The 25,586-nt window shown below is 75.0% G+C and carries 25 protein-coding genes; 10 read left to right on the top strand and 15 right to left on the bottom strand.

Annotated features, from left to right (window positions below; all coding sequences use genetic code 11):
• Positions 1-101: 101 nt before the first annotated feature.
• The 3 genes from nrdR to ABZ881_RS07020 form a co-directional block, all read right to left on the bottom strand.
• On the bottom strand, positions 102-590 hold the full coding sequence (gene nrdR / locus ABZ881_RS07030; protein ID WP_358482474.1) for a transcriptional regulator NrdR: 489 nt from the start codon (positions 588-590) through the stop codon (positions 102-104).
• A gap of 482 nt (positions 591-1,072) precedes the next feature.
• On the bottom strand, positions 1,073-1,240 hold the full coding sequence (locus ABZ881_RS07025) for a hypothetical protein (protein WP_358482473.1): 168 nt from the start codon (positions 1,238-1,240) through the stop codon (positions 1,073-1,075).
• Positions 1,241-2,044: 804 nt separating this feature from the next.
• Entirely contained in the window at positions 2,045-2,221 is a 177-nt protein-coding gene (locus tag ABZ881_RS07020; RefSeq protein WP_358482471.1) for a hypothetical protein, read from the bottom strand.
• A gap of 396 nt (positions 2,222-2,617) precedes the next feature.
• On the opposite strand from ABZ881_RS07020, the gene lexA reads away from it, so the two are divergent.
• Positions 2,618-3,352, top strand: a complete 735-nt coding sequence (gene lexA, locus ABZ881_RS07015) for a transcriptional repressor LexA (protein ID WP_358482469.1) — start codon at positions 2,618-2,620, stop codon at positions 3,350-3,352.
• 96 nt (positions 3,353-3,448) lie between these two features.
• On the opposite strand, the gene ABZ881_RS07010 is transcribed toward lexA, so the two are convergent.
• The 6 genes from ABZ881_RS07010 to ABZ881_RS06985 all read right to left on the bottom strand — a co-directional run bounded on the left by ABZ881_RS07010 (position 3,449) and on the right by ABZ881_RS06985 (position 9,160).
• Positions 3,449-4,438: a hypothetical protein gene (locus ABZ881_RS07010; RefSeq protein ID WP_358482467.1), complete on the bottom strand. Its 990-nt coding sequence runs from the start codon at positions 4,436-4,438 to the stop codon at positions 3,449-3,451.
• 272 nt (positions 4,439-4,710) lie between these two features.
• Positions 4,711-6,180 carry a GTPase HflX gene (gene hflX / locus ABZ881_RS07005; RefSeq protein WP_358482466.1) on the bottom strand — a complete coding sequence of 490 codons (1,470 nt, stop codon included), beginning with the start codon at positions 6,178-6,180 and terminating at the stop codon, positions 4,711-4,713.
• On the bottom strand, positions 6,173-6,676 hold the full coding sequence (locus ABZ881_RS07000) for a winged helix-turn-helix transcriptional regulator (protein WP_358482463.1): 504 nt from the start codon (positions 6,674-6,676) through the stop codon (positions 6,173-6,175). The genes hflX and ABZ881_RS07000 overlap by 8 nt, the downstream gene beginning before the upstream one ends.
• Positions 6,658-7,530 (bottom strand): diaminopimelate epimerase, encoded by an 873-nt coding sequence (dapF, locus tag ABZ881_RS06995; RefSeq protein ID WP_358482461.1) that lies wholly within the window; start codon positions 7,528-7,530, stop codon positions 6,658-6,660. Before dapF ends, ABZ881_RS07000 begins: the two co-directional genes overlap by 19 nt.
• Positions 7,527-8,462, bottom strand: coding sequence for a tRNA (adenosine(37)-N6)-dimethylallyltransferase MiaA (miaA, locus tag ABZ881_RS06990; protein WP_358482459.1), 936 nt, complete (start codon positions 8,460-8,462; stop codon positions 7,527-7,529). The genes dapF and miaA overlap by 4 nt, the downstream gene beginning before the upstream one ends.
• A complete protein-coding gene (locus ABZ881_RS06985; RefSeq protein ID WP_358482457.1) occupies positions 8,459-9,160 on the bottom strand; it encodes a hypothetical protein in 702 nt (233 codons plus the stop codon). Before ABZ881_RS06985 ends, miaA begins: the two co-directional genes overlap by 4 nt.
• Before the next feature lie 225 nt (positions 9,161-9,385).
• Here ABZ881_RS06985 and ABZ881_RS06980 point away from each other — a divergent pair, with 225 nt between their 5' ends.
• Entirely contained in the window at positions 9,386-10,783 is a 1,398-nt protein-coding gene (locus ABZ881_RS06980) for a DUF349 domain-containing protein (protein WP_358482455.1), read from the top strand.
• Positions 10,784-10,804: 21 nt separating this feature from the next.
• Here the strand turns inward: ABZ881_RS06980 and ABZ881_RS06975 are convergent, their stop codons facing one another.
• Together ABZ881_RS06975 and miaB are read right to left on the bottom strand one after the other, a co-directional pair.
• Complete coding sequence (locus ABZ881_RS06975) at positions 10,805-11,251, bottom strand: hypothetical protein (protein ID WP_358482453.1); 447 nt, start codon at positions 11,249-11,251, stop codon at positions 10,805-10,807.
• Positions 11,248-12,765, bottom strand: coding sequence for a tRNA (N6-isopentenyl adenosine(37)-C2)-methylthiotransferase MiaB (gene miaB / locus ABZ881_RS06970; RefSeq protein WP_358482452.1), 1,518 nt, complete (start codon positions 12,763-12,765; stop codon positions 11,248-11,250). Before miaB ends, ABZ881_RS06975 begins: the two co-directional genes overlap by 4 nt.
• Positions 12,766-12,828: 63 nt before the next feature.
• On the opposite strand from miaB, the gene ABZ881_RS06965 reads away from it, so the two are divergent.
• Positions 12,829-13,803, top strand: a complete 975-nt coding sequence (locus ABZ881_RS06965) for a TAXI family TRAP transporter solute-binding subunit (protein WP_358482450.1) — start codon at positions 12,829-12,831, stop codon at positions 13,801-13,803.
• 21 nt (positions 13,804-13,824) lie between these two features.
• On the opposite strand, the gene ABZ881_RS06960 is transcribed toward ABZ881_RS06965, so the two are convergent.
• On the bottom strand, positions 13,825-15,249 hold the full coding sequence (locus tag ABZ881_RS06960) for a HAMP domain-containing sensor histidine kinase (RefSeq protein WP_358482448.1): 1,425 nt from the start codon (positions 15,247-15,249) through the stop codon (positions 13,825-13,827).
• Between the two features lie 11 nt (positions 15,250-15,260).
• On the bottom strand, positions 15,261-15,944 hold the full coding sequence (locus ABZ881_RS06955) for a response regulator transcription factor (protein WP_358482446.1): 684 nt from the start codon (positions 15,942-15,944) through the stop codon (positions 15,261-15,263).
• 133 nt (positions 15,945-16,077) lie between these two features.
• Here ABZ881_RS06955 and ABZ881_RS06950 point away from each other — a divergent pair, with 133 nt between their 5' ends.
• The 4 genes from ABZ881_RS06950 to ABZ881_RS06935 all read left to right on the top strand — a co-directional run bounded on the left by ABZ881_RS06950 (position 16,078) and on the right by ABZ881_RS06935 (position 19,406).
• A complete protein-coding gene (locus ABZ881_RS06950; protein WP_358482572.1) occupies positions 16,078-16,806 on the top strand; it encodes an amino acid ABC transporter ATP-binding protein in 729 nt (242 codons plus the stop codon).
• Positions 16,807-16,868: 62 nt separating this feature from the next.
• On the top strand, positions 16,869-17,762 hold the full coding sequence (locus tag ABZ881_RS06945) for a glutamate ABC transporter substrate-binding protein (RefSeq protein WP_344028095.1): 894 nt from the start codon (positions 16,869-16,871) through the stop codon (positions 17,760-17,762).
• A gap of 77 nt (positions 17,763-17,839) precedes the next feature.
• Positions 17,840-18,487 carry an amino acid ABC transporter permease gene (locus tag ABZ881_RS06940; protein WP_358482444.1) on the top strand — a complete coding sequence of 216 codons (648 nt, stop codon included), beginning with the start codon at positions 17,840-17,842 and terminating at the stop codon, positions 18,485-18,487.
• 55 nt (positions 18,488-18,542) lie between these two features.
• Positions 18,543-19,406 carry an amino acid ABC transporter permease gene (locus ABZ881_RS06935; protein WP_358482443.1) on the top strand — a complete coding sequence of 288 codons (864 nt, stop codon included), beginning with the start codon at positions 18,543-18,545 and terminating at the stop codon, positions 19,404-19,406.
• A 9-nt stretch (positions 19,407-19,415) separates the two neighbouring features.
• Here the strand turns inward: ABZ881_RS06935 and ABZ881_RS06930 are convergent, their stop codons facing one another.
• Positions 19,416-20,144 carry an AAA family ATPase gene (locus tag ABZ881_RS06930; protein ID WP_358482441.1) on the bottom strand — a complete coding sequence of 243 codons (729 nt, stop codon included), beginning with the start codon at positions 20,142-20,144 and terminating at the stop codon, positions 19,416-19,418.
• Between the two features lie 128 nt (positions 20,145-20,272).
• Here ABZ881_RS06930 and ABZ881_RS06925 point away from each other — a divergent pair, with 128 nt between their 5' ends.
• From ABZ881_RS06925 to ABZ881_RS06915, 3 genes are read left to right on the top strand one after another with little or no spacing between them, the layout of a single operon-like run.
• Positions 20,273-21,799 (top strand): AMP-binding protein, encoded by a 1,527-nt coding sequence (locus ABZ881_RS06925; protein ID WP_358482439.1) that lies wholly within the window; start codon positions 20,273-20,275, stop codon positions 21,797-21,799.
• A 28-nt stretch (positions 21,800-21,827) separates the two neighbouring features.
• Complete coding sequence (locus tag ABZ881_RS06920) at positions 21,828-22,967, top strand: GAF domain-containing protein (RefSeq protein ID WP_358482437.1); 1,140 nt, start codon at positions 21,828-21,830, stop codon at positions 22,965-22,967.
• The gene (locus tag ABZ881_RS06915) at positions 22,961-23,560 is read left to right on the top strand and encodes a response regulator transcription factor (protein ID WP_358482435.1); all 600 of its coding nucleotides are present in this window, start codon (positions 22,961-22,963) and stop codon (positions 23,558-23,560) included. Before ABZ881_RS06920 ends, ABZ881_RS06915 begins: the two co-directional genes overlap by 7 nt.
• 19 nt (positions 23,561-23,579) lie before the next feature.
• Here ABZ881_RS06915 and ABZ881_RS06910 read toward each other — a convergent pair whose 3' ends face one another.
• Positions 23,580-25,583 (bottom strand): prolyl oligopeptidase family serine peptidase, encoded by a 2,004-nt coding sequence (locus ABZ881_RS06910; RefSeq protein ID WP_358482433.1) that lies wholly within the window; start codon positions 25,581-25,583, stop codon positions 23,580-23,582.
• Positions 25,584-25,586 lie beyond the last annotated feature (3 nt).

Raw genomic sequence — 25,586 nt, 5'->3', positions numbered from 1 at the left:
GTGCTGGGACACCGCCCCCGTTCCCGGTCCGGCCGGCAATGCCGGTCCGCCGCCGGTGGATGCGCCCCCTGCGCGCCCGCACCGGTACCGGCGGATCGGCGTCAGCCGTCCCGGTTGCCGGCCCCGTCGTCGACTGCTTCCCCGGCAGCCGCCGAACGGAGGTCGGCGATCTCCTTCTCGAAGTCCTCGATGGAGGAGAAGGATCGGTAGACGCTCGCGAACCGCAGGTACGCGACCTCGTCGAGCTCGCGCAGCGGTCCGAGGATCGCCAGCCCCACCTCGTGGCTGGGAATCTCGGCCGCACCGCGGGCCCGCACCGTCTCCTCGACCCGGTGGGCGAGCTGCTGCAGGTCGTCCTCGTCGACCGGCCGGCCCTGACACGCCCGTCGAACCCCGCCGACAACTTTCTGCCGGCTGAAGGGCTCGCTCACCCCACTGCGCTTGACGACGGCGAGCACGGTCTCCTCGACCGTGGTGAACCGGCGACCGCAGGCGGTGCAGGACCGGCGGCGGCGGGTGCAGGTCCCGTCGTCGGCGGTCCGGGAGTCGATCACCCGCGAATCCGGGTGGCGGCAGAACGGGCAACGCACGTCGGCACTCCCCTTCTCCCGTGACCCGGCGGGAATTCTCCGCCCCGCACCGCGATGTACCGCGGTGACGGCTCCCCCAACCAGTGGGAGAACGACACCAATGTAACCCCTACATATTGGGGTGCGCCATCCCCGGGTCCGGCATGGCGCCGAGCTTCGCCCGATCGGGAACGAGGGTCGCACACGGCCCCCGCGCGGCCGCGGGAGCACACGGATCATGAACCTGCACATCCGCCCTGATCAGCGCGCGTGACGCGATCCCGGGGTCCGTCCGGCGCCCCGGGCGGACCGCGACGGACGGTGTCGCGGGTCGGGGACACGCCATCCCGACGCGCCGGGCGGCAGGGCTCCTGTCACGTGCGGCGGCCGTGCTCGATGTGGTCTCCGGCCGGGCGGGCGACGCCCGGCACGGCCGCCGGTCGGTCGGATCGCATGCGGCGCGATCCCCCGGTCGGCCCGGCGGGCACACGGCGCGCCCGGCGTCACGGAGCGGCCGGAGCCGTCGCCGCCGGCCCGGGTGCCGGGGCGACCTCGGCGTTCCATCCGGCCGCCGCACCCCCGAGCAGCCCCAGGACCACGACCACCGTGGCCGAGCAGACCACCGTGGCAGCCCCGACCAGCAGTCGCTCACCCCGTGAGCGACGTCGCACCACCGGACGGTGCCGCCGGGCAGGGGCCACGCAGTGGCGCCCCGGTGGGCGCACAGCGCGGACCCGCGCAGTCGCGTCCCTGGCCCGAGCCGCCCCGGGGTACCGGGTGAGGGCCACACCGGACCCGGCGACCCGGGACGCCGTGGACGCAGCAGGGCACGCCACGCTCGATGCCACGCTCGATGCCACGGCCGGGGCCGCGGCGGACGCCGCGCCCGGGCCGGCGGGCGATGTGCGCGGACCGGAGGTCCGGGCGGCCGCACCGGAGCCCCACCCGGAGGCACCGGCGACCGCACCGGAGGCCCGCTCGGGGGCACCGGACACGGGAGCGGAGGCCCTCAGGAGCGCGCCGAACGCCGGACCGGAGGCCCGCTCGGGCACCTCGGACCCGGGGACGGGCATGTCCCACCGGGCCGCGGCCCGGGCCGCCGCTGATCCGCGGGCCGGACGCCGCGCCCCGGCACAGCGCACCGCGTGGGCGGCCCCGGCACGCACCCGCTCGCGCACCCCGGCAGCGCCGGACCACTGCGGCGCACCCGCGGCCGCCGCCCGGCCCGGCCGACCGGTCCGTGGCCGCGGTGCCACCTCACGCACGTCGAGCTCTCGCATGGCTCCTCCTGCTCCTCGAGGACCACCCGCCTGCTGCGGCGGAACGGTCACCGTCGACGCCGGCCACACCCGGCCACGCGTCCTGCCCATCCCGCCCGGCCCTTCCCCGGGGCCGGTCGAACGGGCGTGCGAGCTGTGTAGCACCGGACACCGACAGGAATCGGATCGTCGCCGCTCAGCCCGCTCCGGCCGGGCTCAGTGGCCGGCCGGCAGCACGCTCTGGACGACCACCGACGGCGGCGTCGCCACCGGCGCCACCGCCGCTGCCGAGACCTCCGCGAGCAGACCCAGCCCGATCACCGCCACCGCCGAGCCGAGCCCGATCCCCAGGCCCTGGACGGCCCGCCGCAGCACGCCACCGGGTGCCGCCACACCCCGCGCCCGGGCGACCGGCCACCCCGCTCGCGCCGGCCACGCCGACCGCACCGGCCGCGCCCGTCGCGCCGACCGCGTCGGCTGTATCGGCCGCCTCGGCAGCTCGGCTCGCCCCGGGCTCGCCGGCGGCACGGATCGCGCCTGCCGCCCGACCTCCCACGGCCGGACCTCGGTCACCACACCCATGCCGCTCGCCTCCCTGCCCGCACGGGACGCCCGCCCCGGGCACCCCGACGCTCGAATCGATGTTCGATCGAACGCCTGTGCGATGTTGTACCACCGGTGCCCGACGAAATCCACGACACGCGGGTGACGAACTTCGAACGCATGTTTGGCGGACCGGCCGAAGACGGCTAGTGTCCGTGTCGGTACATCCTCGAGGAGGCGAATGCGATGGCAGCGGACGAGTCCGGAGGCGGTGCGTCCCCCGGGCGGGGTTCCGCCGACGTCCGGGAGTTCCCCGAGCCCCCGGCCGACACGCGCGGCCTGACCCCGCGGCAGCGGAAGGTCCTGGCGGTGATCCGGGACTGGGTCGACCGCTACGGCTACCCGCCGAGCGTGCGGGAGATCGGCGACGCGGTGGGGCTGACCTCCACGTCGTCGGTGCACCACCAGCTGCGGACCCTGGAGCGCAAGGGTTTCCTGCGCCGGGACCCGAACCGGACCCGTGCGGTCGACGTGCGCAGCCCCGACCAGACCGCCGCGGGGGACGGGACCGACGCCGACACCGAGGCAGGGCGCTCGGAGCGGCCGGCACCCGCGTTCGTGCCGCTGCTCGGCGACATCGCCGCCGGTGGGCCGATCCTGGCCGAGCAGGCCGTGCAGGACGTGTTCCCGCTCCCCCGCGAGATCGTCGGCGAGGGCACCCTGTTCCTGCTGAACGTCAAGGGTGACTCCATGGTGGACGCGGCGATCACCGACGGGGACTGGGTCGTCGTCCGGCAGCAGCCGGTCGCGGAACAGGGCGAGGTGGTCGCGGCGATGATCGACGGCGAGGCCACCGTCAAGACGTTCCGGCGCCGGGACGGTCACATCTGGCTGATGCCGGCCAACGACGCCTACGAGCCGATCCCGGGCGACGAGGCATCGATCCTGGGCCGGGTCGTCGCGGTGCTGCGCCGGCTCTGAGCCGACCCCCGGGCCGGGGCACGGTGCCGCCCCCCGGCGGGGGCGCGGTGCCGATCCCGGGCCGGGCCACGGTGCCGGCCCCGGGCCGGGGCACGGTCACCGCCTGCGGCGGCCGTGCAGCGCCATCGCCCCGACTCCGGCGAGCAGCACCGCGACGACGACCGCCATCCCGGCCGCGGCGGGCAGCCACGGCGGGAAGGACGGGACGTCGGGCGCCTCCGCCGGCTGGGCCGCGACCGGTGCGGCCGGTGCCGTCGCGGCGGCGACCGCACCGGCAACCGACCGGATCGCGGCCGGGGACAGGCCCCGCGCCTCGGTGGCGGAGTGCAGCGTCCCGCGGCCGTCCAGGGCCACCGCTTCGCCCTGTGGCTCACCGGGCAGCGGCACCTGCAGCGGGGCCCCGCCCAGCGCCCCGACCAGGACGTCCCCGGTCACCGGGCCGTCGGGCAGCGGGAACAGCCAGGCGTCGGTGTAGGTGCGCAGGGCCGCGGCCCGCCCGCCGTCCGCCGCCATCGGTCCGACGGCGCCGCCGGTGATCGTCCGCGTGCCGACCGCGCCCAGCGGGCCGCCGGTGGTCGCCGAGTACGGCAGGACGACGTCGGCCACCCGTTCCAGCGCCACCACCGAATCCTCGGTGAGCGGCTCCGCGGGCCGGTACAGCCCTGCCGCCCCGGTTGTCTTGTCCACGATCAGCGGGGTCCCGTCGTCGGCGACGAGCACCGCCTCGGCGTCCCGCGGACCGTCCGGGTAGACGAGGTCGTAGCTGCGGGGCGGTCCGTCGACCGGCAGCACGACCAGGCGCACCGACTCGCGGCGCGCCGTGTTGTCACCGATGTCGGCGAGCCAGAGCCCGCCGTCCGGTGTGCGGCCGAGATCCTCGACGTCGGTGACCCGCACCGGGGCGTCCCGTTGCGCCGTCACCGTGCAACCCACCGGATCGAGGGTGAACACCTCGGCGGTGCCGCCGCCGTCGACGATCGTGTGATAGTGCTGCGGCGGTTCCCCCGGTGCGCCGTCGGTGACGAGCCCGGAGATCTCGGCCAGTCGCGGATCCTCGATCGTGCAGACCGGGCGCGGCTCGTCCACGGACGACGGGTCAGCGTCAGGCGGCGGGACGACCGGGCGCGCGGCCGGCGGCGGCGCCCCAGGCATTCCGGGCGCGCCGGCCGTCCCGACGGCAGGCGACCCGGCGGCCGCCACTGCGCAGGCCGGCCCGAGGGTCACGAGGAGCAGACCCACGGCGGCCCACCACAGCGGTCCCAGGGCGGCCCGCCGCAGCGGTCCCAGGGCGGCCCGCCGCCGTGTCGCCCGGACGCGACCGCCCGGCCCGCCCCTCGATCCGGCCCGGACCGCCCGGGTCAGCGCCCCGCCGCCGTCGCCGGCAGGTCGGGATCGGACCCGCTGTCGGTACCGGCCGGGCCGCCCGCCACCGCGAACGGCAGGACCGCGGTGCCCAGCTCCGGCCCGACCCTGGCCCGGACCCGGGTGCCCTCGGGGGTGTGCTCCTCGGCGAGGACCTCGCCCTCGTCGTGCAGGCGGGCGACCAGCGCACCCTCGGTGTAGGGCAGCAGTAGGTCGACGTCGTACTCCGGGCGGGGCAGCAAGCCGGCGATCCGGTGCCGGAGCAGGTCGATGCCGTCGCCGCGGTGCGCGGAGACGAACACCGCGTCGGGCTGGGCGTGCCGGAGCCGGGCGAGCGCCAGGTCGCCGGCGGCGTCGGTCTTGTTGACCACCAGCAGCTCGGTCGGCATGCTGCCGCCCTGCTCCTCGCCGATCTCGACCAGCACCTTCCGGACGGCGGCGATCTGGTCGCCGGGAAGCGGATCGGAGCCGTCGACCACGTGCACCAGCAGGTCCGCGTGGGCGGCCTCCTCCAGCGTCGACCGGAACGCCTCGATCAGCTGGTGCGGGAGGTGCCGGACGAAGCCGACGGTGTCGGTGAGGGTGTAGACCCGCCCGTCCGGCGTCTCGGTCCGGCGGGTGGTCGGATCGAGGGTGGCGAACAGCGCGTCCTCGACCAGCACGCCGGCGTCGGTGAGCTGGTTGAGCAGGCTGGACTTGCCGGCGTTGGTGTAGCCGACGATCGCGACGGACGGGACCTCGTTGCGCCTGCGGTTGCCGCGCTGGGTCTCCCGGACCTGACGCATCGCGCCGATCTCGCGGCGCAGCTTCGACATGCGCGCCCGGATCCGGCGGCGGTCGAGCTCGATCTTCGTCTCACCCGGGCCGCGGCCGCCGATCCCGACGCCGCCCGCGGCACGACCGCCGACCTGGCGGGACAGCGCCTCACCCCAGCCGCGCAGCCGGGGCAGCAGGTAGGACAGCTGGGCCAGCTCGACCTGCGCCTTGCCGTCCCGCGAGCGGGCGTGCTGGGCGAAGATGTCGAGGATCAACGCCGTCCGGTCGATCACCTTGACCTTGAGCCGCTCCTCGAGCTGACGGAGCTGACCGGGCGACAGCTCGCCGTCGCAGATCACCGTGTCGGCCTCCGCGGCGCGCACGGCGACGCCGAGCTCGTCGACCTTGCCGGAGCCGATGAAGGTCGCCGGATCGGGTGTCGACCGGCGCTGGACCAGGCCGTCGAGCACCTCGGAGCCCGCCGTCTCGGCCAGCCGGGCCAGCTCGGCGAGCGAGGCGTCCGCCTGCTCGGCGGATCCCTCGGTCCAGACGCCGACCAGCACCACCCGCTCCAGGCGCAGGCGGCGGTACTCGACCTCGGTGACGTCGGTGAGCTCGGTCGACAGGCCGCCGATGCGGCGGAGCGACGAGCGCTCCTCGAGTTCGAGTTCCCCGGTGGACGGGCTGGCGGGCGTGTGGGCTTCAGTCATCTTGCCCCCGAGTGTCCCACGTTCCCCGAGCCGCTGTCCGGTCCGTTTCGCCGGGCGGGTCACCCGGGTAGAGCGCCAGGTACACGGCGAGCGGCTCGGCGGCCGGCAGCACCGGCTCGGCGACGTAGCGCCCCAGCAGCTCGTCCAGCTCGGCGCGCAGTGCCGCGACGCGCTCCGGTGGCAGGCGCAGCACGAGGCGGGTCTGATCCAGCGCGGCCCGGCCGACGTCGGCGACCTCGCCGAGGAACGCCTCCAGTCCCGCCTCGGCCACCGGTTCGTGCCTACCCGCGTCGTCGAGCGACCAGGACAGCCCGGTGCTCCGGTACGGGATCTCCCGGGATCCGCGGGCACCTCGGCGGGCCGGCTGGGCCACCAGGAAGCCGTGCGCGACCAGCCTGCGCACATGGTGCAGCGTCGTCGCCGGATCACGGCCCAGCCGGGCGGCGAGCTCGGCGTTGGACTGACGCCGGCGAACGATCAGGCCGGGGACTCCCACCAGCCGCGGTCCAGCTCGCCGGTGGCGAGCAGCACGGCGGGGCCGTGCAGCACGGTGGTGCCGGTGCGATCCGCCGATCCGGCCTCGACGGTGACCCGCAGCTCGCCGCCGGGGGTGTCGACCCGCACGTCGCCCGCGGCGTGCCCGGCGGCGCGCAGCGCGGCGACGACGGCGGCGACCGTGCCGGTGCCGCAGGCCCTGGTCTCCCCCACGCCGCGCTCGTGCACCCGCATCCGGATCCGGCCGCCGACGGCGGGACCGTCGAGCGGGGTCAGGAACTCGACGTTGACGCCGTGCGGGAACACGTCCGGATCGTGCGCCGGGGCGCGGGTCAGGTCCAGCGCGTCCGGGTCGGCGGAGACGACGCAGGCCAGGTGCGGATTGCCGACATCGAGCACCAGCCCGTCGAACCGGGTGGTCCCGCTGGTCGCGACCGACGCCGGACCGATCGTGACCGACCCCATCTCCACCGACACGCCCTCGCCGGTGACGGTCGCGGTGCGCACCCCGGCCCGGGTGCCGATCGCACCCCCGCCCGGCGACCAGCCGCGCTCGTGCAGGTAGCGGGCGAAGACCCGCACGCCGTTGCCGCACATCTCGGCGATCGAGCCGTCGCCGTTGCGGTAGTCCATGAACCACTCGACGCCGGGGACCGGCTCCGGGACCGTCTCGTCGCCGGCCAGCTTCGCCCAGCGCACCACCCGCAGCACGCCGTCGGCGCCGAGACCGCGATGCCGGTCGCAGAGCGCCGCGACCCGTTCCGGGGTCAGGTCGAGCGCGGCATCCGGGTCGGGCAGCACGACGAAGTCGTTCTGCGTGCCGTGCCCCTTGGTGAACGCGATCCCGCCGGTCATGACACCAGCCTACGAGCCAGCACCGACAGCGCGTCCGCGGCCGGATCGTCGGCGGCCCCGTCGATCCAGTGGATGCGCCGGTCCCGGCGGAACCAGGCCCGCTGGCGGCGGACGAACCGCCGGGTGGCCTGCACCGTCTCCGCGCGGACCCGCTCCCGCTCGTCCGGGCCGGGCTCGGTGCCCGCCCGGTCGAACGCGTCGAGCACCTGGCGGTAGCCCAGCGCCCGGGACGCGGTGCGGCCGCGGGCGAGCCCGGCCGGGAGCAGCCGCCGGGTCTCCTCGACCAGGCCGTCGTCGAGCATCCGGTCCACCCGCCGGGCGACCCGCTCGTCGAGCTCGTCGACACCGCGGTCGACGCCGAGCAGGACGGCGCCGTATCGCGGCGGGCCGGTGGTCGGCAGCGTCGCCCGGAACGGGCGCCCGGTCAACGCGATCACCTCGAGCGCGCGAACGATCCGGCGCCCGTTCGACGGCAGCACCTCGGCCGCCGCCGCCGGGTCCACCTCGGCCAGCCTGCGGTGCAGGGCGGCGGGGCCGAGCCGGTCCAGCTCGTCCTGCAGCCCGGCGCGCAGGTCCGGATCGGTGCCCGGGAACTCCAGCTCGTCGATCACGGCCTGCACGTACAGCCCGGACCCGCCGACCAGCACCGGGGTGCGGCCCGCGGCGCGCAGCCGCTCGATCACCGCGCGGGCCTCCCGCTGGTAGGCGGCGACCGACGCGGACTCGTCGACGTCGAGCACGTCGAGCTGGTGGTGCGGGACGCCGCGGCGCTCGGCCGGGGACAGCTTCGCGGTGCCGATGTCGAGCCCCCGGTAAAGCTGCATCGCGTCGGAGTTGACCACCTCGCCGTCGAGCGCGAGCGCAATCTCCAGCCCCAGGTCCGACTTGCCGGTCGCGGTGGGCCCGACCACGGCCACCAGGTCCGGCGTCACGACGGCGCCCAGAACGCGACGTGGTAGGCGACGCCGTAGGGCGCGCCGGTGTGCCGGTGGGTCGCCGACCAGCTGCGGCCCGCCGCGGCACCGGCCAGCACCTGCCACGGCGCGCGGCCGGCCGCCCACAGCTGCGCGGCCGCTACCGGATCGAGCCCGGCCAGCGCGTCCGGGTCGGCCCGGTCCAGCGCGTCGGCGACGACGGCGTCGAACGCCTCGGCCCGCTCGTCGAACCCGCCGGGGGCGGTCGCCGTGTGCTTGGCGGCGCCGTCGCCGACGACCAGCAGCCCGGTGTCGCCCGCGGCGAGCTCCGCGCCCAGGGCGAGGCAGTCGGCGACCGCAGCGTCCGGCGCGACGAGTTCCCCGCACACCGAGCGCACCCCCGCCCCGGCGGCAGCCCACCCGGCGACCAGCAGCGGCAGCGGCAGCTCCGCGCCCTCGTCCGGCCCGTCGTCGCCGGGCAGCGCGACCGGCACGTCCCGGCCGTACCCGGCGAACGTCCCCCGGGCACCGGCGGGCACCGACCGCCGCCCGCCCGGGTCGGCCCCGACCGCGATCCACTCCGGGGCGACGGCGGCCAGCGCGGCGACGACCTCCCGGACCGCAGCCCGGACCGCCTCGGTCCCGGCGGCGGTGTCCCCGCTCAGTTCCGGGACGAGCAGTGGCGGCTGGGGGATGACGGCGATCGCGGCGGGCACGACGTCCGAGCCTAACGGCCCGCACGCGGCCACCGGCCCGTGGGCGGTGTCGCCGCCGGTCGTCACCGGGCAGGGGCTCTGCGGTTCCCCCGGAGGCGGTTCACCTGCTTGAATCGCGTTTCCGACTCCCGCCGCGGCGCGGAGTTCGGCGCGCGCACGGCCCCGGCCGGACACGGACGGGGCGCCCGCCGGCGATCCGGTGGGCCGAACGAGGAGGACACACCGGTGCCCGAGACCAACGCCGCCACACCCGGACGACCGGGCCCGCCACCGGCCGGGCCCGCACCGAAGCCGGGCCCCCGGCCCGGACCGCCACCGGGCGCCCGCCCGGGTCCGCCGCCCGCCGCGGCCGCCGCACCCGCCGCGGCCCCCGCCCCGCCCGCCGCGCAGCCCTCCCCCGTCCCGTCCGCCGCTGCGGACCCGGGCCGGTGGGGCCGCGCCGACGACGACGGCACCATCCACCTGATCACCCCGGACGGTGACCGGGTGGTCGGCTCCTACCAGGCCGGTCCGCCGGCCGAGGGCCTGGAGCACTACGCGAAGCGGTTCGACGCCCAGGTCACCGAGACCGAGGTGCTGGCCGCCCGGATCGCCGGCGGCGGGGACCCGAAGGCGTCGCTGACCGCGCTGCAGGCGCTGCGCGACGGGCTGGACGACGCGCCGGTGATCGGCGACGTCGCCGCCCTGCGGTCCCGGCTCGACGAGCTCGTCGCGCGCGCCGAGCAGGGGGTCGCCGCGGCCCGCGAGGAGCGCGACCGGGCCCGCGCGGACGCGGTGGCCCGCAAGGAGGCGCTGGCCGTCGAGGCGGAGAAGCTCGCCGAGGACTCCACCCAGTGGAAGCAGGCCGGCGACCGGTTCAAGACGATCCTCGACGAGTGGCGCACCATCAAGGGCGTCGACCGTCGGACCGACGAGCAGCTGTGGCGCCGCTACTCCAAGGCCCGCGAGGTGTTCAACCGGCGCCGCGGTTCGCACTTCGCCGACCTGGACCGGCAGCGGGTGACCGCCAAGGGCCGCAAGGAGGAGCTGGCGCTCCGGGCCGAGGAGCTCGCCGACTCCGACGAGTGGTCCTCGACCGCCGCCGCCTACCGGGACCTGATGACCGAGTGGAAGGCCGCCGGGCGCGCGCACCGGGAGGCCGACGACGCGCTGTGGGCCCGGTTCCGCGGCGCGCAGGACCGGTTCTTCGCCCGCCGCAACGAGCACTTCGCCGCCCGCGACTCCGAGTTCGCCGCGAACGCCGAGGCGAAGAAGGCGCTGCTCGCCGAGGCCGAGAAGATCGACCTGTCGGACCCGGACACCGCCCGGGCCGCGCTGCGCGGCGTGCAGGAGCGGTGGGAGGAGATCGGCAAGGTCCCGCGCGAGGACATCCGCACCCTGGAGGGCAGGCTGCGCGGGATCGAGGAGAAGGTCGCCGAGGCCGCCGAGGCGAAGTGGCGCCGGACCGACCCGGAGGCCCAGGCCCGGGTCGAGCAGTTCCGGTCCCGGGTCGAGCAGTTCGAGGCGCAGGCGGAGAAGGCCGAGGCGGCGGGCGACCGCAGGCGCGCCGAGCAGGCCCGCGCCCAGGCCACCCAGTGGCGGGAGTGGCTGGACGCGGCCGAGCAGTCGGTCAACGAGCGCTGACCGGCCGGGGCGGGGCCCCGCTCACATCCGCGAGAGCGCGGCCCCGGCCCACACGAAGGTCAGCACGACGACCGCGAGCACGCCCAGCACCAGCCCGATGCCGGGCCCGGGTGCGGCGCCGGTCTGCAGCGACCAGATCGCCCACAGCCCGGTCACCGAGGTGATGCCGCAGCCGAACGCGGCCAGCCAGGCCAGCACCCACAGCCGGGTCAGCAGCGCCGCGACCGAGACGACGATCGCGAACGTCGTCATCGTGTAAGAGAAGAACGTCGGGAACGGCCCGCCGGCGTCGGCGGCCAGGATCTGCCAGCCCGGCGCCCCGGCCACCCACGGCAGCAGCAGCGAGGCGACGGCCGCCACCACGCCGACGGCGACCACCATCGCCCGGGTACCAGGGTCGATCCGGCGCATCGCGGCACGGCCGACCCCGTCGATCTCGGCGCGGGTCTGCGGGGACACGTCGCTCATCGGGAACCTCCGGAGGTGGTGGCGGGGACCCCGCAGCCGGTGGCCGGCTCGGGCTCGTCGGCCGGCCTGCCGAACACGGGGAGCCCCAGTGTCGTGGGTGCGGTGGTGGGTGCGCCGGCCGGACGGGTGCCGGCCTCGGCCGCGTCGCCCGCCCGGGTGCGGCGGTGGGTCAGCACGCCGCCGTCGGCGACGAGATGGTGCGGCGCGCCGCGGTCGATCACGACGGTGACCACGTCGCCCGGCCGGATCCCGGTCGTCGTACCGGGGGCGAAGTGCACCAGCCGCCCGTCCCTGGCGCGGCCGGTGAGCCGCCGGGTCGCGCCGTCCTTGCGGCCCTCGCCGCTGGACACCAGCAGCTCCACCTCGCGCCCCTCCTGGGCCCGGTTCTCCTGCCAGGAGATCTCCTCCTGCAGCGCGACCAGCCGCTCGTAGCGCTCCTGGACGACCTCCTTGGGCAGCTGGCCGTCCATCGCGGCGGCGGGCGTGCCGGGCCGGGTCGAGTACTGGAAGGTGAACGCCTGGGCGAACCGGGCCTCGCGCACCACGTCGAGGGTGTCGGCGAAGTCCCGCTCGGTCTCGCCGGGGAAGCCGACGATGATGTCGGTGGAGATCGCGGCGTGCGGGATCGACTCGCGCACCTCGGCCAGGATCCGCAGGAACCGCGACGACCGGTAGGAGCGGCGCATCCGGCGCAGCACGTGGTCCGAGCCGGACTGCAGCGGCATGTGCAGCTGCGGGCAGACGTTCGGGGTCTCCGCCATCGCGGCGATCACGTCGGAGGTGAAGTCGCGCGGGTGCGGGCTGGTGAACCGCACCCGCTCCAGGCCGTCGACGTCGCCGCAGGCCCGCAGCAGCTTCGCGAACGCGCCCCGGCCCGCCTCGCCGCCGAACTCCGAGCCGTAGGCGTTGACGTTCTGCCCGAGCAGGGTCACCTCCAGCACGCCGTCGGCGGCGAGCGCCTCCACCTCGGCGAGCACGTCGCCGGGGCGCCGGTCGCGCTCCTTGCCGCGCAGCGACGGCACGATGCAGAACGTGCAGGTGTTGTTGCAGCCGACCGAGATCGAGACCCAGCCCGCATAGGCGGACTCGCGGCGGGCGGGCAGCGTCGACGGGAACACCTCGAGCGCCTCGGCGATCTCGACCTGCGCGGCCTCGTTGTGCCGGGCCCGGTCCAGCAGGGTGGGCAGGGCGTGCACGTTGTGCGTGCCGAACACGACGTCCACCCACGGGGCCCGGCGGGTGATCGTGTCCCGGTCCTTCTGCGCGAGGCAGCCGCCGACCGCGATCTGCATGTCCGGGTTGGCCTGCTTGCGGGGCCGCAGGTGCCCGAGGTTGCCGTAGAGTTTGTTGTCGGCGTTCTCCCGGACCGCACAGGTGTTGAACACGACGACGTCGGCGGTGTCGGGATCCTCGGCCCTGGCGTACCCGGCGCCCTCCAGGAGCCCGGCCATCCGCTCCGAGTCGTGCACGTTCATCTGACACCCGTAGGTGCGCACGGTGTAGCTGCGGCTCACCCCTGCGAGGGTAGGCGCCACCCCGGCCCACCTGCTGCGCGGGGTTTCACCGAAGATGGACGGGTGACTCCCGGTCCCGGCGCGCTCTCCCGGCGTGCGCTGCTGCACACCGGGCTCGCCGCGGGCATCGTGCTGGGCGCCGGGGGTGCCTGTACCGGCGGGACGCCGGAGCCGGAGCTGGTCGTCGCCGGCGGGGTGCAGCCCGGCGTCTACATCAACCTGGCCCGCGCGCTGGCCGCGATCTGGCAGGAGCGGCTGGGCCTGGACCGGCTGCCGCGGGTGCTCAACACCGCGGGCAGCGGGCAGAACATGCGGCTGCTGACCGGCGGCGACGCGACGGTCGCGATCAGCCAGGTCGACGTGGCCGCCGACATCGCGGGCGGCCCCGCTGCGCCCGGCCCCGACGAGCCGATGGCGCTGGCCCGGCTCTACGACGACGTCACCCATGTCGTCGCCCGCCGGGACTCCGGCCTGGTCCGGCTGTCGGACCTGCGCGGGCGGCGGGTGTCGATCGGCCCGGACGGCAGCGGCTACCAGGCGATCGCGATCCGGCTGCTGCGGTCCGCCGGGATCGGCCTCGACGAGCTCGGGGAGTCCGCGGAGCTCGGCCTGCCGGACGCGGTCACGGCGCTGCGCGAGGACCGGCTCGACGCGTTCTTCTGGTCCGGCGGGGTGCCCACCGACGGCATCCGGGAGCTCGCCGCCGGCAGCCCGATCCGGCTGCTGGAGCTGGGCGACGCGCTCGACCGTACCCGCGAGGAGTTCCCGGTGTACTCGCTGGCGACGGTCCCGGCGAACACCTACGGCCTGCCCGGGCCGGTGTCCTGCCTGTCGGTCCGCAACGCGCTGCTGGTGACCGCCGCGATGCCGGACGACCTGGCCGAGGCGCTGATCCGGGCGGCGTTCGACGCGCAGCCGCGGGTCGCCGAGGCCAGCCCGGCCGCGGTGACGATCGACTCCCGGTCGGCGATCGGCACCCAGCCGATCCCGCTGCATCCCGGCGCGGTCCGGTTCTACCGCTCCACCAAGGGCTACTGAGGAACGGCTACTGAGGAACGGCTACTGAGCGGACGGCGCGGGCGGGTCCAGCCAGATCGTCACCCGCAGCCCGCCGCCGCGCGCCGGGTCCAGCACCAGCACCCCTCCGGCCGCCGCCGCGGTGCGCGCGGCGATCGCCAGGCCCAGCCCGCTGCCCTCCAGGTTCACCTGGCCGGGGGCCCGCCAGAACCGGTCGGTGGCCCGGGCCCGGTCCTCGGCGGGCATCCCGGGCCCGCCGTCGACGACGCTCACCCCGACCCGCCCGGCCGCGCGCAGCGTCGCGACCCGCACCCGTTCCCCGGACGGGGTGTACTTGAGCGCGTTGTCGAGCACCGCGTCGAGCACGGTCTCCAGGCCGGCCGGGTCGATCCGGGCGGTCAGCCCGTGCGGCCCGCTGCGGCGCAGCTCGACGCCGGTGTGCTCGGCCAGCGGCCGCCAGTTCTCCACCCGGTCGTCGACGACGGTGTCGAGCTCGGTGACCGCGTCCGGGTCGCCGGTCTCGGCGGCCCGCTCGGCCCGGGCCAGCGCGAGCAGCCCGTCCAGCACCCTGGACAGCCGCTCGGCCTCCTCCATTGCCGCGATGTGGTCGTCGGTGGCCCCCGGCGCGACCCGCCCGTCCAGGTTGGACAGCCTCAGGCGCAGCGCGGTCAGCGGGTTGCGGAGCTGGTGCGAGGCGTCGGCGACGAACGCGCGCTGCCCGGCGATCGCCTCCCGCACGGTCGTCGACATCCGGTCGAACGACCCGGCCAGCGACCGCAGCTCGGGCGGCCCGGTCCGCCGGGTCGGCTGCTCGGGCGGGCCGCCGGCGAGCACCGCGGTGCCGATCCGGTCCATCGCCTCGTCCAGCCTGCGCACCGGGCGGAGCACCCAGGCGGTGAGCGGCAGCGCCACCAGCGTCCCGGCCAGCAGGGCGAGCACGGCGGCCCCGGCGACCACCGACCAGGTGCCGACCTGACCGGCGCGCAGCGCGTCGGTCGGCGACACCGTCATCACGGCCCCGACCACCTCGCCGTCGACGAGCACCGGCTCGGCGAGCACCAGCGGTGCGTCGTCCCACGGCATGAGCAGCGGATAGGGCGCCGAGCGGCGGCCGGCCAGCGCGACGGTCAGCCGGTCGGCGGGCTCCCCGGCGAGCTCGGGCAGCCGCTCCGACGGCCGGGAGGCGGCGAGCAGCTCGCCGGACCGGTCGAACGCCAGCACGGCGACGCCGTACACCTCGTCGTAGCGGGTGATCTCGGCGGCGAACGCGGTCGTGGCCGACCGGCCCTCCGGCGACTCGATCAGCGGGCGCTGGGCGGCGGAGGCGAACGAGATGGCGTCGGTGAGCCGGTCGGTGAAGACCTCCTCCTGGCTGCGCTGCGAGTCGGTGAGCGCCAGCGGCACCCCGAGCCCGACCGCGAGCAGTCCGACGAGCACCAGGACGACCAGCAGCAACCGGCTCCGCACGGTCGGTCCCCTCAGTCCTCGGTGGCCGCGAACCGGTAGCCGACGCCGCGGACGGTCCGGATCAGCTCCGGGCGGCCGAGCTTGGTGCGCAGGGTCGCGACGTGCACGTCGAGGGTCCGGTTCGCGCCGGCCCAGCCGCGGCCCCACACCTCGGAGACGATCTGGGCGCGGGTGCAGACCGCGCCGTCGGCGCGCGCGAGCAACGCGAGCACCTGGAACTCCTTGCGGGTGAGCACGACCTCCCGCCCGGCCACCGTGACCTCGTGCCGCTCCGGGTCGAGGTGCACGTCGCCGACCGTCACCGGGGCCGCACCGGCCGGTGTCACGGTGCCGTCGGCGCCGACCTTGCGGCGACGCTGCACGGCGTGCACCCGGGCCACGAGCTCGCCGATGTCGTAGGGCTTGACCAGGTAGTCGTCGGCGCCGGTGTGCAGGCCGGCGATCCGGTCGGACACCTCGCCGCGGGCCGTCACCATCAGCACCGGGACCTCGCTGACCGCCCGGATCGCCCGGCAGACGTCGAGCCCGTCGGAGTCGGGCAGGCCGAGATCGAGCAGCACGACGTCCACCCCGTCGAGGTGGTCGACGACGCTGCGGCCGTGGTCGAGGCGGGTCGTGGTCATGCCGTGCCGGTGCAGCGCCGGGCGCAGCGCGGCGGCCACCCGGTCGTCGTCCTCGATCAGCAGGATGTGCACCCGCGCCGCCCCTTCCGTTACGTGGCCGAGACCCTAAAGCTTCCTCAAGGTGGTGGACTCACCTGTCCGTTCCGTCCAGGCTCTCGCCATGTCCGGAGGCAGCATGAGCAGCACGCCCGCGTCCAGCACCCCCATGGTCCGGATGACCACCGTGCAGAAGCACTTCGGCGACCTCCACGTGCTCCGCGACATCGAGCTGGAGGTCGCGCGGGGCGAGGTCGTGGTCGTGCTCGGCCCCTCCGGTTCCGGCAAGTCGACACTCTGCCGCACGATCAACCGGCTGGAGCCGATCGACACCGGGACGATCGAGATCGACGGCACCGCGCTGCCCGCCGAGGGCAAGGCGCTGGCCGGCCTGCGGGCCGACGTCGGCATGGTGTTCCAGTCGTTCAACCTGTTCGCGCACAAGACGATCCTCGAGAACGTCACGCTCGGCCCGCTGAAGGTCCGGAAGGTCTCGAAGGCGGAGGCGGAGAAGACCGCGCTCGCGCTGCTGGAGCGGGTCGGGATCGCCAACCAGCGCGACAAGTACCCGGCCCAGCTCTCCGGCGGCCAGCAGCAGCGTGCCGCGATCGCCCGCGCGCTGGCGATGAAGCCGAAGGTCATGCTGTTCGACGAGCCGACCTCCGCGCTCGACCCGGAGATGGTCAACGAGGTGCTCGACACGATGACCTCGCTGGCGTCGGAGGGCATGACGATGGTCGTCGTCACCCACGAGATGGGCTTCGCCCGCCGGGCCGCGCACCGGGTCGTGTTCATGAGCGACGGCGAGATCGTCGAGGACGCCACGCCCGATGACTTCTTCTCCAACCCGCGCAGCGACCGCGCGAAGGACTTCCTGGGCAAGATCCTCAGCCACTGAGGTCCGCCCCGCCGCGCCTCGCGCGGCACCCCGATCCGTCCCCGAACGAGTGGAGATCCACCATGAAGAGAACCCGCATGCTGGTGGCGGCCGCACTGGCCACCACCCTGGCGCTGGCCGGCTGCGGCCAGGAAGGCGCCCCCGGCGGGGGCACGGACTCCGGCTTCGAGCCGACGGTCGCGGAGAACGTGACCGTCGAGGGGTCCCCGACCTTCGACGCGATCTCCCAGCGCGGCCGCGTCGTCATCGGGGTCCGGGACGACCAGCCCGGCCTCGGCTTCCAGGACGCCACCACCGGTGAGTTCTCCGGCTTCGACGTCGACATCGCCCGGATGGTCGCCGGCGGCCTCGGCTTCGGCCCGGACCAGATCGACTACCGGGTCGTGCCGTCCGCGGCGCGCGAGGACGTCATCGAGCGCGGCGAGATCGACTACATGGTCGGCACATACACGATCAACGACAACCGCAAGCAGCGGGTCGGCTTCGCCGGCCCGTACTACGTCGCCGGCCAGAGCCTGCTGGTGCGCGCCGACGACACCGAGATCACCGGCCCGGAGACGCTGCAGGGCAAGATCGTCTGCTCGGTCACCGGCTCCACCCCGATCCAGCGCGTGCGCGACGAGGGCCTCACCGAGCCGGGCAACATCGTCGAGTTCCAGACCTACTCGCAGTGCGTGGACCAGCTCAACAACAGCCAGGTCGACGCCGTCACCACCGACGACGCGATCCTGCTCGGCTTCGCCTCGCAGAACCCGGAGCAGCTGAAGGTCGTCGGCGAGACGTTCTCCGACGAGCCCTACGGCATCGGCGTCCCGCGGGACGACGACGCGTTCCGCACCAAGGTCAACGACCTGCTGCAGGCCTCGTTCGACGACGGAACCTGGCAGACCATCTACGACGGCACCCTGGGCGCCTCGGGCACCCCGGGCACCCCGCCGGCGATCGACCGGTACTGAGCCGATGACGCACGGCCCGGTCCCGGCGCAGGACGCGCCGGGGCCGGGCCGGCTCGACTGGAGTAGGGGGTAGCTCGGTGAACGTCCTGCTGGACAACCTGGACGTGTACGTCCGCGGGTTCGGGGGCACGCTCGGGCTGTTCGTGGTGGCCTCGATCGGGTCGCTGATCGTCGGCACGCTGATCGCCGGCATGCGGGTCAGCCCGGTACCGGTGCTGCGCGGCTTCGGCTCCGTGTACGTGACGATCCTGCGGAACACACCGCTCACCCTGGTGCTGTTCTTCTTCGCCTTCGCCTACCCGCGGCTCGAGCTGGTCGAGCTCTCGTTCTTCACCCTCGCCTGCATCGGACTGACGCTCTACACGGCAGCGTTCGTCTGCGAGGTCGTCCGGTCCGGCATCAACACGGTGCCGGTCGGGCAGGCCGAAGCCTCCCGGGCCCTCGGGTTCACGTTCACCCAGACACTGGGCCAGGTGGTGCTCCCGCAGGCGATCCGGGCCACCGTCCCGCCGATGACGAACATCCAGATCGCGTTGCTGAAGAACACCACGATCGCGTCCGGCTTCGCCGTGTTCAACGCCGGCGGGATCTACGCCACCCTGTCCGAGCGCGGCTACAACGTGCTGGTCGGGCTGCTCTGGGTGGCGCTGTTCTTCGTGCTGCTCGTGGCGCCGCTGACGCTGCTGCAGCGCCGGCTCGACGCCCGCTGGAGCTCGTCGCGATGAGCACCCGCCCACCCCGTGCGATCTCCCCGCCCGCCCGGTTCCCGGAGGTGCTCCGATGAGCTCGGTCCTGTACGACGTCCCCGGTCCGGTCGCCCGGGCCCGCAACCGGACGCTCAGTGTCGTCGGGGTCGGCGCGCTGCTCGCGTTCCTCGGGTTCGTCGGGTGGCGGTTCGCCGAGGCCGGTGCGTTCTCGGCGCGGATGTGGGAGTGGATCACCTACATCAACATCCAGTACCTGCTGCTGGACGCGCTGTGGAACACGGTGAGCGCCTTCCTGGTCGCCGCCGTGCTGTCGCTGCTGTTCGGTGCGGTGTTCGCCGCCGGGCGGCTGTCGGACCACCGGCTCGTCAGCGGCCCAGCGACCGCGATCGTGGAGCTCTTCCGCGCGATCCCGCTGCTGATCCTGATCTTCATCCTGTACTTCGGGATGTCCCAGGGCCTGGGCATCGAGATCTCTGCCTTCTGGGCGGTCGTCATCGGCCTGATGCTCTACAACGGCTCGGTGCTCGCCGAGGTGTTCCGGGCCGGGGTCAACGCCGTGCCCCGCGGGCAGCGGGAGGCCGCCTACGCGCTGGGCCTGCGCAAGACCCAGGTGATGACGAACGTGCTGCTCCCGCAGGCCGTCCGCTCGATGCTGCCGACGATCCTGTCCCAGCTCGTGGTGGTCCTGAAGGACACCGCGCTCGGGTTCATCATCCTGTACCCGGAACTGCTCTACCAGGCGCGCTTCCTGGGCAGCCAGAACCAGCTCGGGGCGCCGATCCTGCAGGTCGCCATCGTGATCGCGATCATCTACATCGGGCTGTGCCTGATCCTGTCCGGGGTGTCCCGGCTGGTCGAGAAGCGGCTGACCCGCGGGCCGGCCGCGCCGAAGACCACGGACACCGGGCAGGTCGGTGGCGCCGGCGCCGTGCTCTGAGCCGACGGTTCAGCCCAGGTGCCGCAGGAACGCCTGCGGATCGTCCAGGAACGCCCGGGTGAGGCTGACCGGGGCGGCGTCGTCGTAGGAGACCCTGCGGACGCCGTCCCCGGTGAGTTCCAGGATCGTCGCGCCGGGCAGCGCGAGCAGCACCGGCGAGTGGGTGGCGACGACGAACTGGCCGCCCTGCGCGGTCAGCTCCGCCACCCGCTGCAGCACCGCGAGCGCACCGGTCAGCGAGAGCGCCGCCTCCGGCTCGTCGAGCAGGTAGAGCCCGCGCGGGCCGAACCGGTGGGTGAGCAGCGCAAGGAACGACTCGCCGTGCGAGCGCTCGTGCCCGGACCCGCCGTAGGCCGGCAGCAGCGGCTGGATCTTGTCGAGCCGCTCCACCTCGGTGGCGACGTTGTAGTACGACTCGGCGCGCAGGAAGAAGCTGGTCCGTTCCCGGCCAGGCCGGCGCGCCACCCGCAGGTGCGCGCCGAGCTCGGACTCGCTGGCCCGGGTGGCGAACGCGAAGGACTTCGAGCCGCCCTCGGGGTTCAGCCCGATCGCCACCGCGAGCGCCTCGACCAGCGTCGACTTGCCGGAGCCGTTCTCGCCGACCAGGAAGGTGACCCCCGGCCGGAACAGGATCGGGTTCCGGCGCAGCCACCGGGTCACCGGCAGGTCGAAGGGGTAGCCCTGCTCCGGTGCCGCCGGATCGAGCCCGACCCTCGCGACGAAGTGCCCTGCCCCCACCGGTCACACGCTAGCGACCGGAAACCGGTCCGGGCGTTCCGGTCACCACCACACCCGTTCGGGGGTGCCCGGACACCCGTAGTTCCGGTGTGCTCACCGCTCGTCTCGACGGAGAGGTCGGAGTCACGGTGAACGGTCCAGGGGACATCCTGCCCGCTGCGGCGGCGCGGTTCGCAGACAAGCCGGCGCTGGTCACGGCGACGCGCACGCTCGGCTACACCGAGCTCGACCGGCTCGCCGACCGGGTCGCGGCGTGGCTGTCCGGTCGCGGCGTGCGACCGGGGCAGCCGGTCTCGCTGTACGCGCAGAACCGCTGGGAGTGGGTGGTGGCCTACCACGGCGCGCTCCGGGCGGGCGCGGTGGTGAACCCGGTGAACGTGATGCTCACCCCGTCCGAGCTGGCGTTCGTGCTCGGGGACTGCTCGGCCGCGGTGGTGTTCACCAGCGCCGAGCACGCCGCGACACTCGTCGGGCTGACCCGCGACCTCCCGGAGCTGACCGACGTGGTCGGGTTCGGCGACGGACCGGCGGCCGACGGTGTGACCGCCTTCGCCGAGGTGCTCGCCTGCACCGGTGACGCGCCGCGGATCAGCACCGATCCGGACTCCGCGTCGACCATCGGCTACACCTCGGGGACCACCGGCCACCCGAAGGGCGCCGTGCAGAGCCACCGGGCCGTGCTCACCAACTGCGCCGCGACCGCGACCATGCACGGCCGCACCGCGGACGACGTCGTCGTCACCGCGCTCCCCGCACCGCACGTGTACGGCAACGTCGTGATCAACGGGACGTTCCTCGCCGGCGGCACGGTGGTGCTGATGGAGCGGTTCACCCCGGCGGAGACCCTGCGGCTGATCGGCGAGCACCGGGCGACGCTCTTCGAGGGGGTGCCCGCGATGTACGCGATGCTGCTCGCCGAGCCCACCCTGGACAAGGCCGAGCTGGGCTCGCTGACCCGCTGCACGGTGGGCGGCCAGACCATCCCGGTCAGCACGATCGAACGCTGGGAGCAGCGCTCCGGCGCACCGCTGATCGAGCTCTGGGGGATGACCGAGATCGCCGGGCTGGGCACCACCCACGCCCTGCACGCGCCCCGGGTCCCCGGGTCCATCGGTGTCTCGCTGCCCGGGGTGCAGGTCCGGATCGCCGATCTCGAGGACACCACCCGGGACGCCCCGTTCGGCGTCCCCGGGGAGCTGATGGTGCGCGGCCCGATCGTGATGCTCGGCTACCACGGCAACCCGGCGGCCACCGGCGAGGCGGTCGAGCCGGACGGCTGGCTGCACACCGGCGACGTGGCGTCGATGGCCGCGAGCGGGCACGTGTTCATCGTCGACCGCCGCAAGGACATGATCATCACCGGCGGCTACAACGTGTACCCGGCGGAGCTGGAGCGGGTGCTCGCCGGGCATCCGGCGGTGGCGATGGTCGCCGTCGGGCCGGTGCCCGATCCGGTGCGCGGGGAGCTGGCGTGTGCCTACGTGGTCCGGGCCCCCGGATCGGAACCGACCGCGCAGGAGATCATCGACTGGGCGGGCGAGCGGCTGGCGGCCTACAAGCGGCCGCGGCTCGTCCGGTTCGTCGACGACCTGCCGACGACCTCGACCGGGAAGATCATGCGCCGGGAACTGATCTCCCGGTTCGACGGTGACTGAGGCCCGGCGGCGGCGTTCAATGGGCGGCATGGTCAGCAGGGGCGGCGTTCCGGCTCTCGGCCCCGTCGCCGGTGCGCACGGCGGCCTGGTCGAGCTGCTCGACCGCCGGGCGGCGATGCGCGCCGCGCTCGCCGAGCTCGCCGCCGACGGGGACGTCTCGTGGATCGCCGAGCCGCTCACCGAGGGCGGCGACCCGGCGGAGGCCGGCGCGTGCCTGGTCCTCGGGCAGACCCGCGGCGACCGGACGGACCTGCTCAGGGGCCTGCGGGTGCCGCTCGGTCACGGCCTGACCGGGAAGGTCTACGGCACCGGCCGCCCGGCGTCGGTGGAGGACTACCTGCGGGCCAAGGGCATCACCCACACCTTCGACGCGCACATCGAGGCCGAGGCGGTCCGGCGGCTGCTCGCCGTCCCGGTCAGCAGGCACGGGCGGACGCACGGCGTGATCGCCGTCGGCGCCCGCTCCGACGGGAGCTTCGGCGACCGGGCGGTCACCCGGGTACGCGCGGTCGCCGACGAGGCCGCGCTCGCGATCGCCGTCGCCGAACGCAGCAGGCTGGCCCGCGAGGTGGCCGTGCACGAGGAGCGCAGCCGGCTCGCCGCCGAGCTGCACGACAGCGTCGGCGCGCTGCTGTTCGCGATCGGGTCCGGGATGGCCGGTCTGGCCGAGGCCGCAGGCGACGATCCCGAGCTGACCGACCGCCTGGACCGGCTCCGCCGTCAGGCGGACCAGGCGTCGACGGCGCTGCGCGACTCGCTGCGCACGCTGCGCGCCTCCCCCGCCGCGCTGGCCCTGTCGGTGACGCTGCGCGCGGACTGCGCCGCCTTCGCCGACCGCACCGGGATCCCGGCCGAGCTGGTCGTCCTCGACGACCCGCCGGTGCTGACCCCCGACCGGACCGACGTCGTCGTCGGCGCCGTGCGCGAGTCGCTGCTGAACGTCGAGAAGCACGCGATGGCGTCCGCCGTCGTCGTCACCGCCGGGCAGCGGCCGGGCGGCGGGATCGTCGTCGCGGTGACCGACGACGGCGTCGGGCTGCCGCCCGGCCACCGGCCGGGGCTGGGGCTGACGAGCAGCGCCGACGCCGCGGGCCGGCTCGGCGGGAGCGTCCGGATCACCTCCGAACCGGACGGCGGGGCCACCTGGCGGATCGAGCTGCCGTGCTGAGCGCGCCGGGCATCCGGGTGCTGGTCGTCGACGACCATCCGGTCGTCCGGGACGGCGTGATCACCCAGCTCACCCGGCACCCGGACATCAGGGTGGTCGGGCACGCCGGCGACGGCGCGGAGGCGGTGCGGTCCACCGCCCGGCTGCGTCCGGACGTGGTGCTGCTGGACCTGCGGCTGCCCGACGGCCTGGCGGTCGACGTCGTGCCCCGGCTGCGGGCCATCGCGCCGGCCGCCCGGATCCTGCTGTTCACCGCGTTCCCGGAGCACGCGGCGGTCGGGCCGTCGCTGGCGGCGGGCGCCTGCGGGCTCGTCGTGAAGGACGCCTCCGGCACCACCCTGCGCGACGCGCTGCGCGAGGTCGCCCGCACCGGCAGCTACCGCACGGCCCCGCCCGCCGCCGCACCGGTCACCGCCCGGGAGTACGACGTGCTGCGCCTCGTCGCGTCGGGCCACACGAACGCCGAGATCGCCACCGCGCTCACCCTGTCGCCGAACACCGTCAAGACCTACCTGCAGAACGTGATGCAGAAGCTCGGGGCACGCAACCGGGCGCAGGTGATCACGAACGCCCGCGTCCACGGCCTGCTGTGAGCCGGTCCGCGGCGGGCGCTCAGAGGTTCTCGATCTCGACCGGCTCGATGCCCTCCGCCGCCGGCAGCTCGAAGCCGAAGATCCGGGCGTAGAACGCCAGCTCCGCGTCGAGCGCCCGGCGGATGTTCTCCGCCTTCCGGAACCCGTGCTGCTCGCCGGGGAACAGCAGGTAGGCCACCGGGACCCCGCGCTCGCGCAGCGCCCGGACGATCATCTCGGACTGGTTCGGCGGGACGATCGCGTCCTCGTCGCCCTGCAGCACGATCAGCGGGGTGGAGAACGTCCCGACGTGGGTGAGTGGCGACCGCTCGGTGTAGATGTCGCGGGCCTGCGGGTACGGCCCGACCAGGCCGTCGAGGTAGCGGGACTCGAACTTGTGCGTGTCCCGGGCGAGCGCCGCCAGGTCGGCGACGCCGAAGTGGTCGGCCCCCGCGGAGAACGGGGTGTCGTTGCGGGCCAGCGCAGCGAGCGTGGTGAACCCGCCCGCGGAACCGCCGCGGATCGCGAGCCGGGCCGGGTCGACCCGGCCGGTGCCGGCGAGGGTGCGGGCCGCGGCCAGGCAGTCGGCGACGTCGACGATCCCCCAGGCGCCCTTCAGCTCCTCCCGGTAGGCGCGGCCGTAGCCGGTGGAGCCGCCGTAGTCGACGTCGACGACGCCGAACCCGCGGCTGGTCCAGTACTGGACGCCGACGTTCAGCACCGGCACCGCCGCCCCGGTGGGGCCGCCGTGGATCACCACCAGCAGCGGGGGCAGCTCCCCCTCGGGGGCGTCGTGCGCGCCGAGCGGCGGGTAGTAGAGCCCGTACCCGGTGCGCGGTGCGCCGTCCCGGTCGGTCGAGGCGAACCGGATCGACTCGGGCACCGAGATCGTCTCCGGGTGCAGGCCCAGGTCGCGCGGCGCGCGCAGCACCTGCATCCCGACGGCGCCGGGCTCGCCGGCCGCCGCGGGCGCCGGGACGACCCGGTGCACCCCGGGCTCCGCGGTCGGGCTGCCGGCGACGCAGACGACGGCGTGCGGGCCGTCCGCGCGCACCGAGGCGACCGCCGAGAACGGGGTCTCCAGCTCGGTGATCGTCCCGCTGGTCTCGCGGACGACGAGCGCGTCGAACCCGTTCGACGACCGGGCGAACACGATCCGGCCGTCGTCGAGGAAGGTGTAGCGGGAGCCGCCGAGCGTCCAGCCGGGGACGCCGATCTCGGCGTCGATCCGGACCAGCGACTCGATGTCGTTCCCGGGCAGCCAGCGGTAGAGGTTCCACCAGCCGGTGCGGTCGGACAGGAAGGTCAGCGACCCGTCGGGCTGCCACTGCGGCTCGGTGACCGACTCCCCCGGCCCGCCCGCGACGACCGTGTCGGTGCCGGTGGCGAGATCGCGCACGGTCAGCTCGACGTCGTCCCACGGCATCGACGGGTGGTTCCAGGACAGCCAGGCCAGGGTGGTCGCGTCCGGTGAGATCCGCGGCGCCGCGACGAAGTCCGGGCCGGTGACCAGCACGTCGGGCTCCGACGGCGCCCGCGCGTCGAGCCGGACGATCTCGTTGACGACGTCGGTGGCCGGGCAGCCCGGCGACGGGTGGTGCTCGCGGACCGCGACCAGCCAGGTGCCGTCCGCGGCGACGTCGCCGTCGGCGTAGCGGTCGCCGCGCGGCACCGCCGGCTCCGGGGTCAGCGGCACCGGGGCGCCGCCGCGGTCGAGCCGGTACAGCCGCTGGTCGGCCCACTCGACGTAGAACACGGTGCCGGGGCTGCCCGGGTCCAGCCACCACGCCCCGCCGCCGTACTCGTGCACGGCGGTGCGCGCGTTGGCGCCGGCCGGCAGCAGGTCGGTGCGGTTGCCGTCGTCGCAGCGGCGCACCAGCTGGATCCGGCCGCCCTCGGCGGCCCGGCCCTCGGCCCAGATCACCCCGGTGCCCTCGGTTCCCGGCGCGCCGTCCGGACGGACGTCGCCGAGCCGCACCGCGGCCGTCACCACCAGTTCGGACGTGACCGGTGTCGGCCACGACCCGTACCCCGAGATCGTCACGCC

The organism is Pseudonocardia sp. NPDC046786, from assembly GCF_040645415.1.
Taxonomy (GTDB): Bacteria; Actinomycetota; Actinomycetes; order Mycobacteriales; family Pseudonocardiaceae; genus Pseudonocardia; species Pseudonocardia kongjuensis.
The sequence above is the reverse complement of the archived record's forward strand: the minus strand, read 5'-3'. Positions and strand labels throughout refer to the sequence as shown.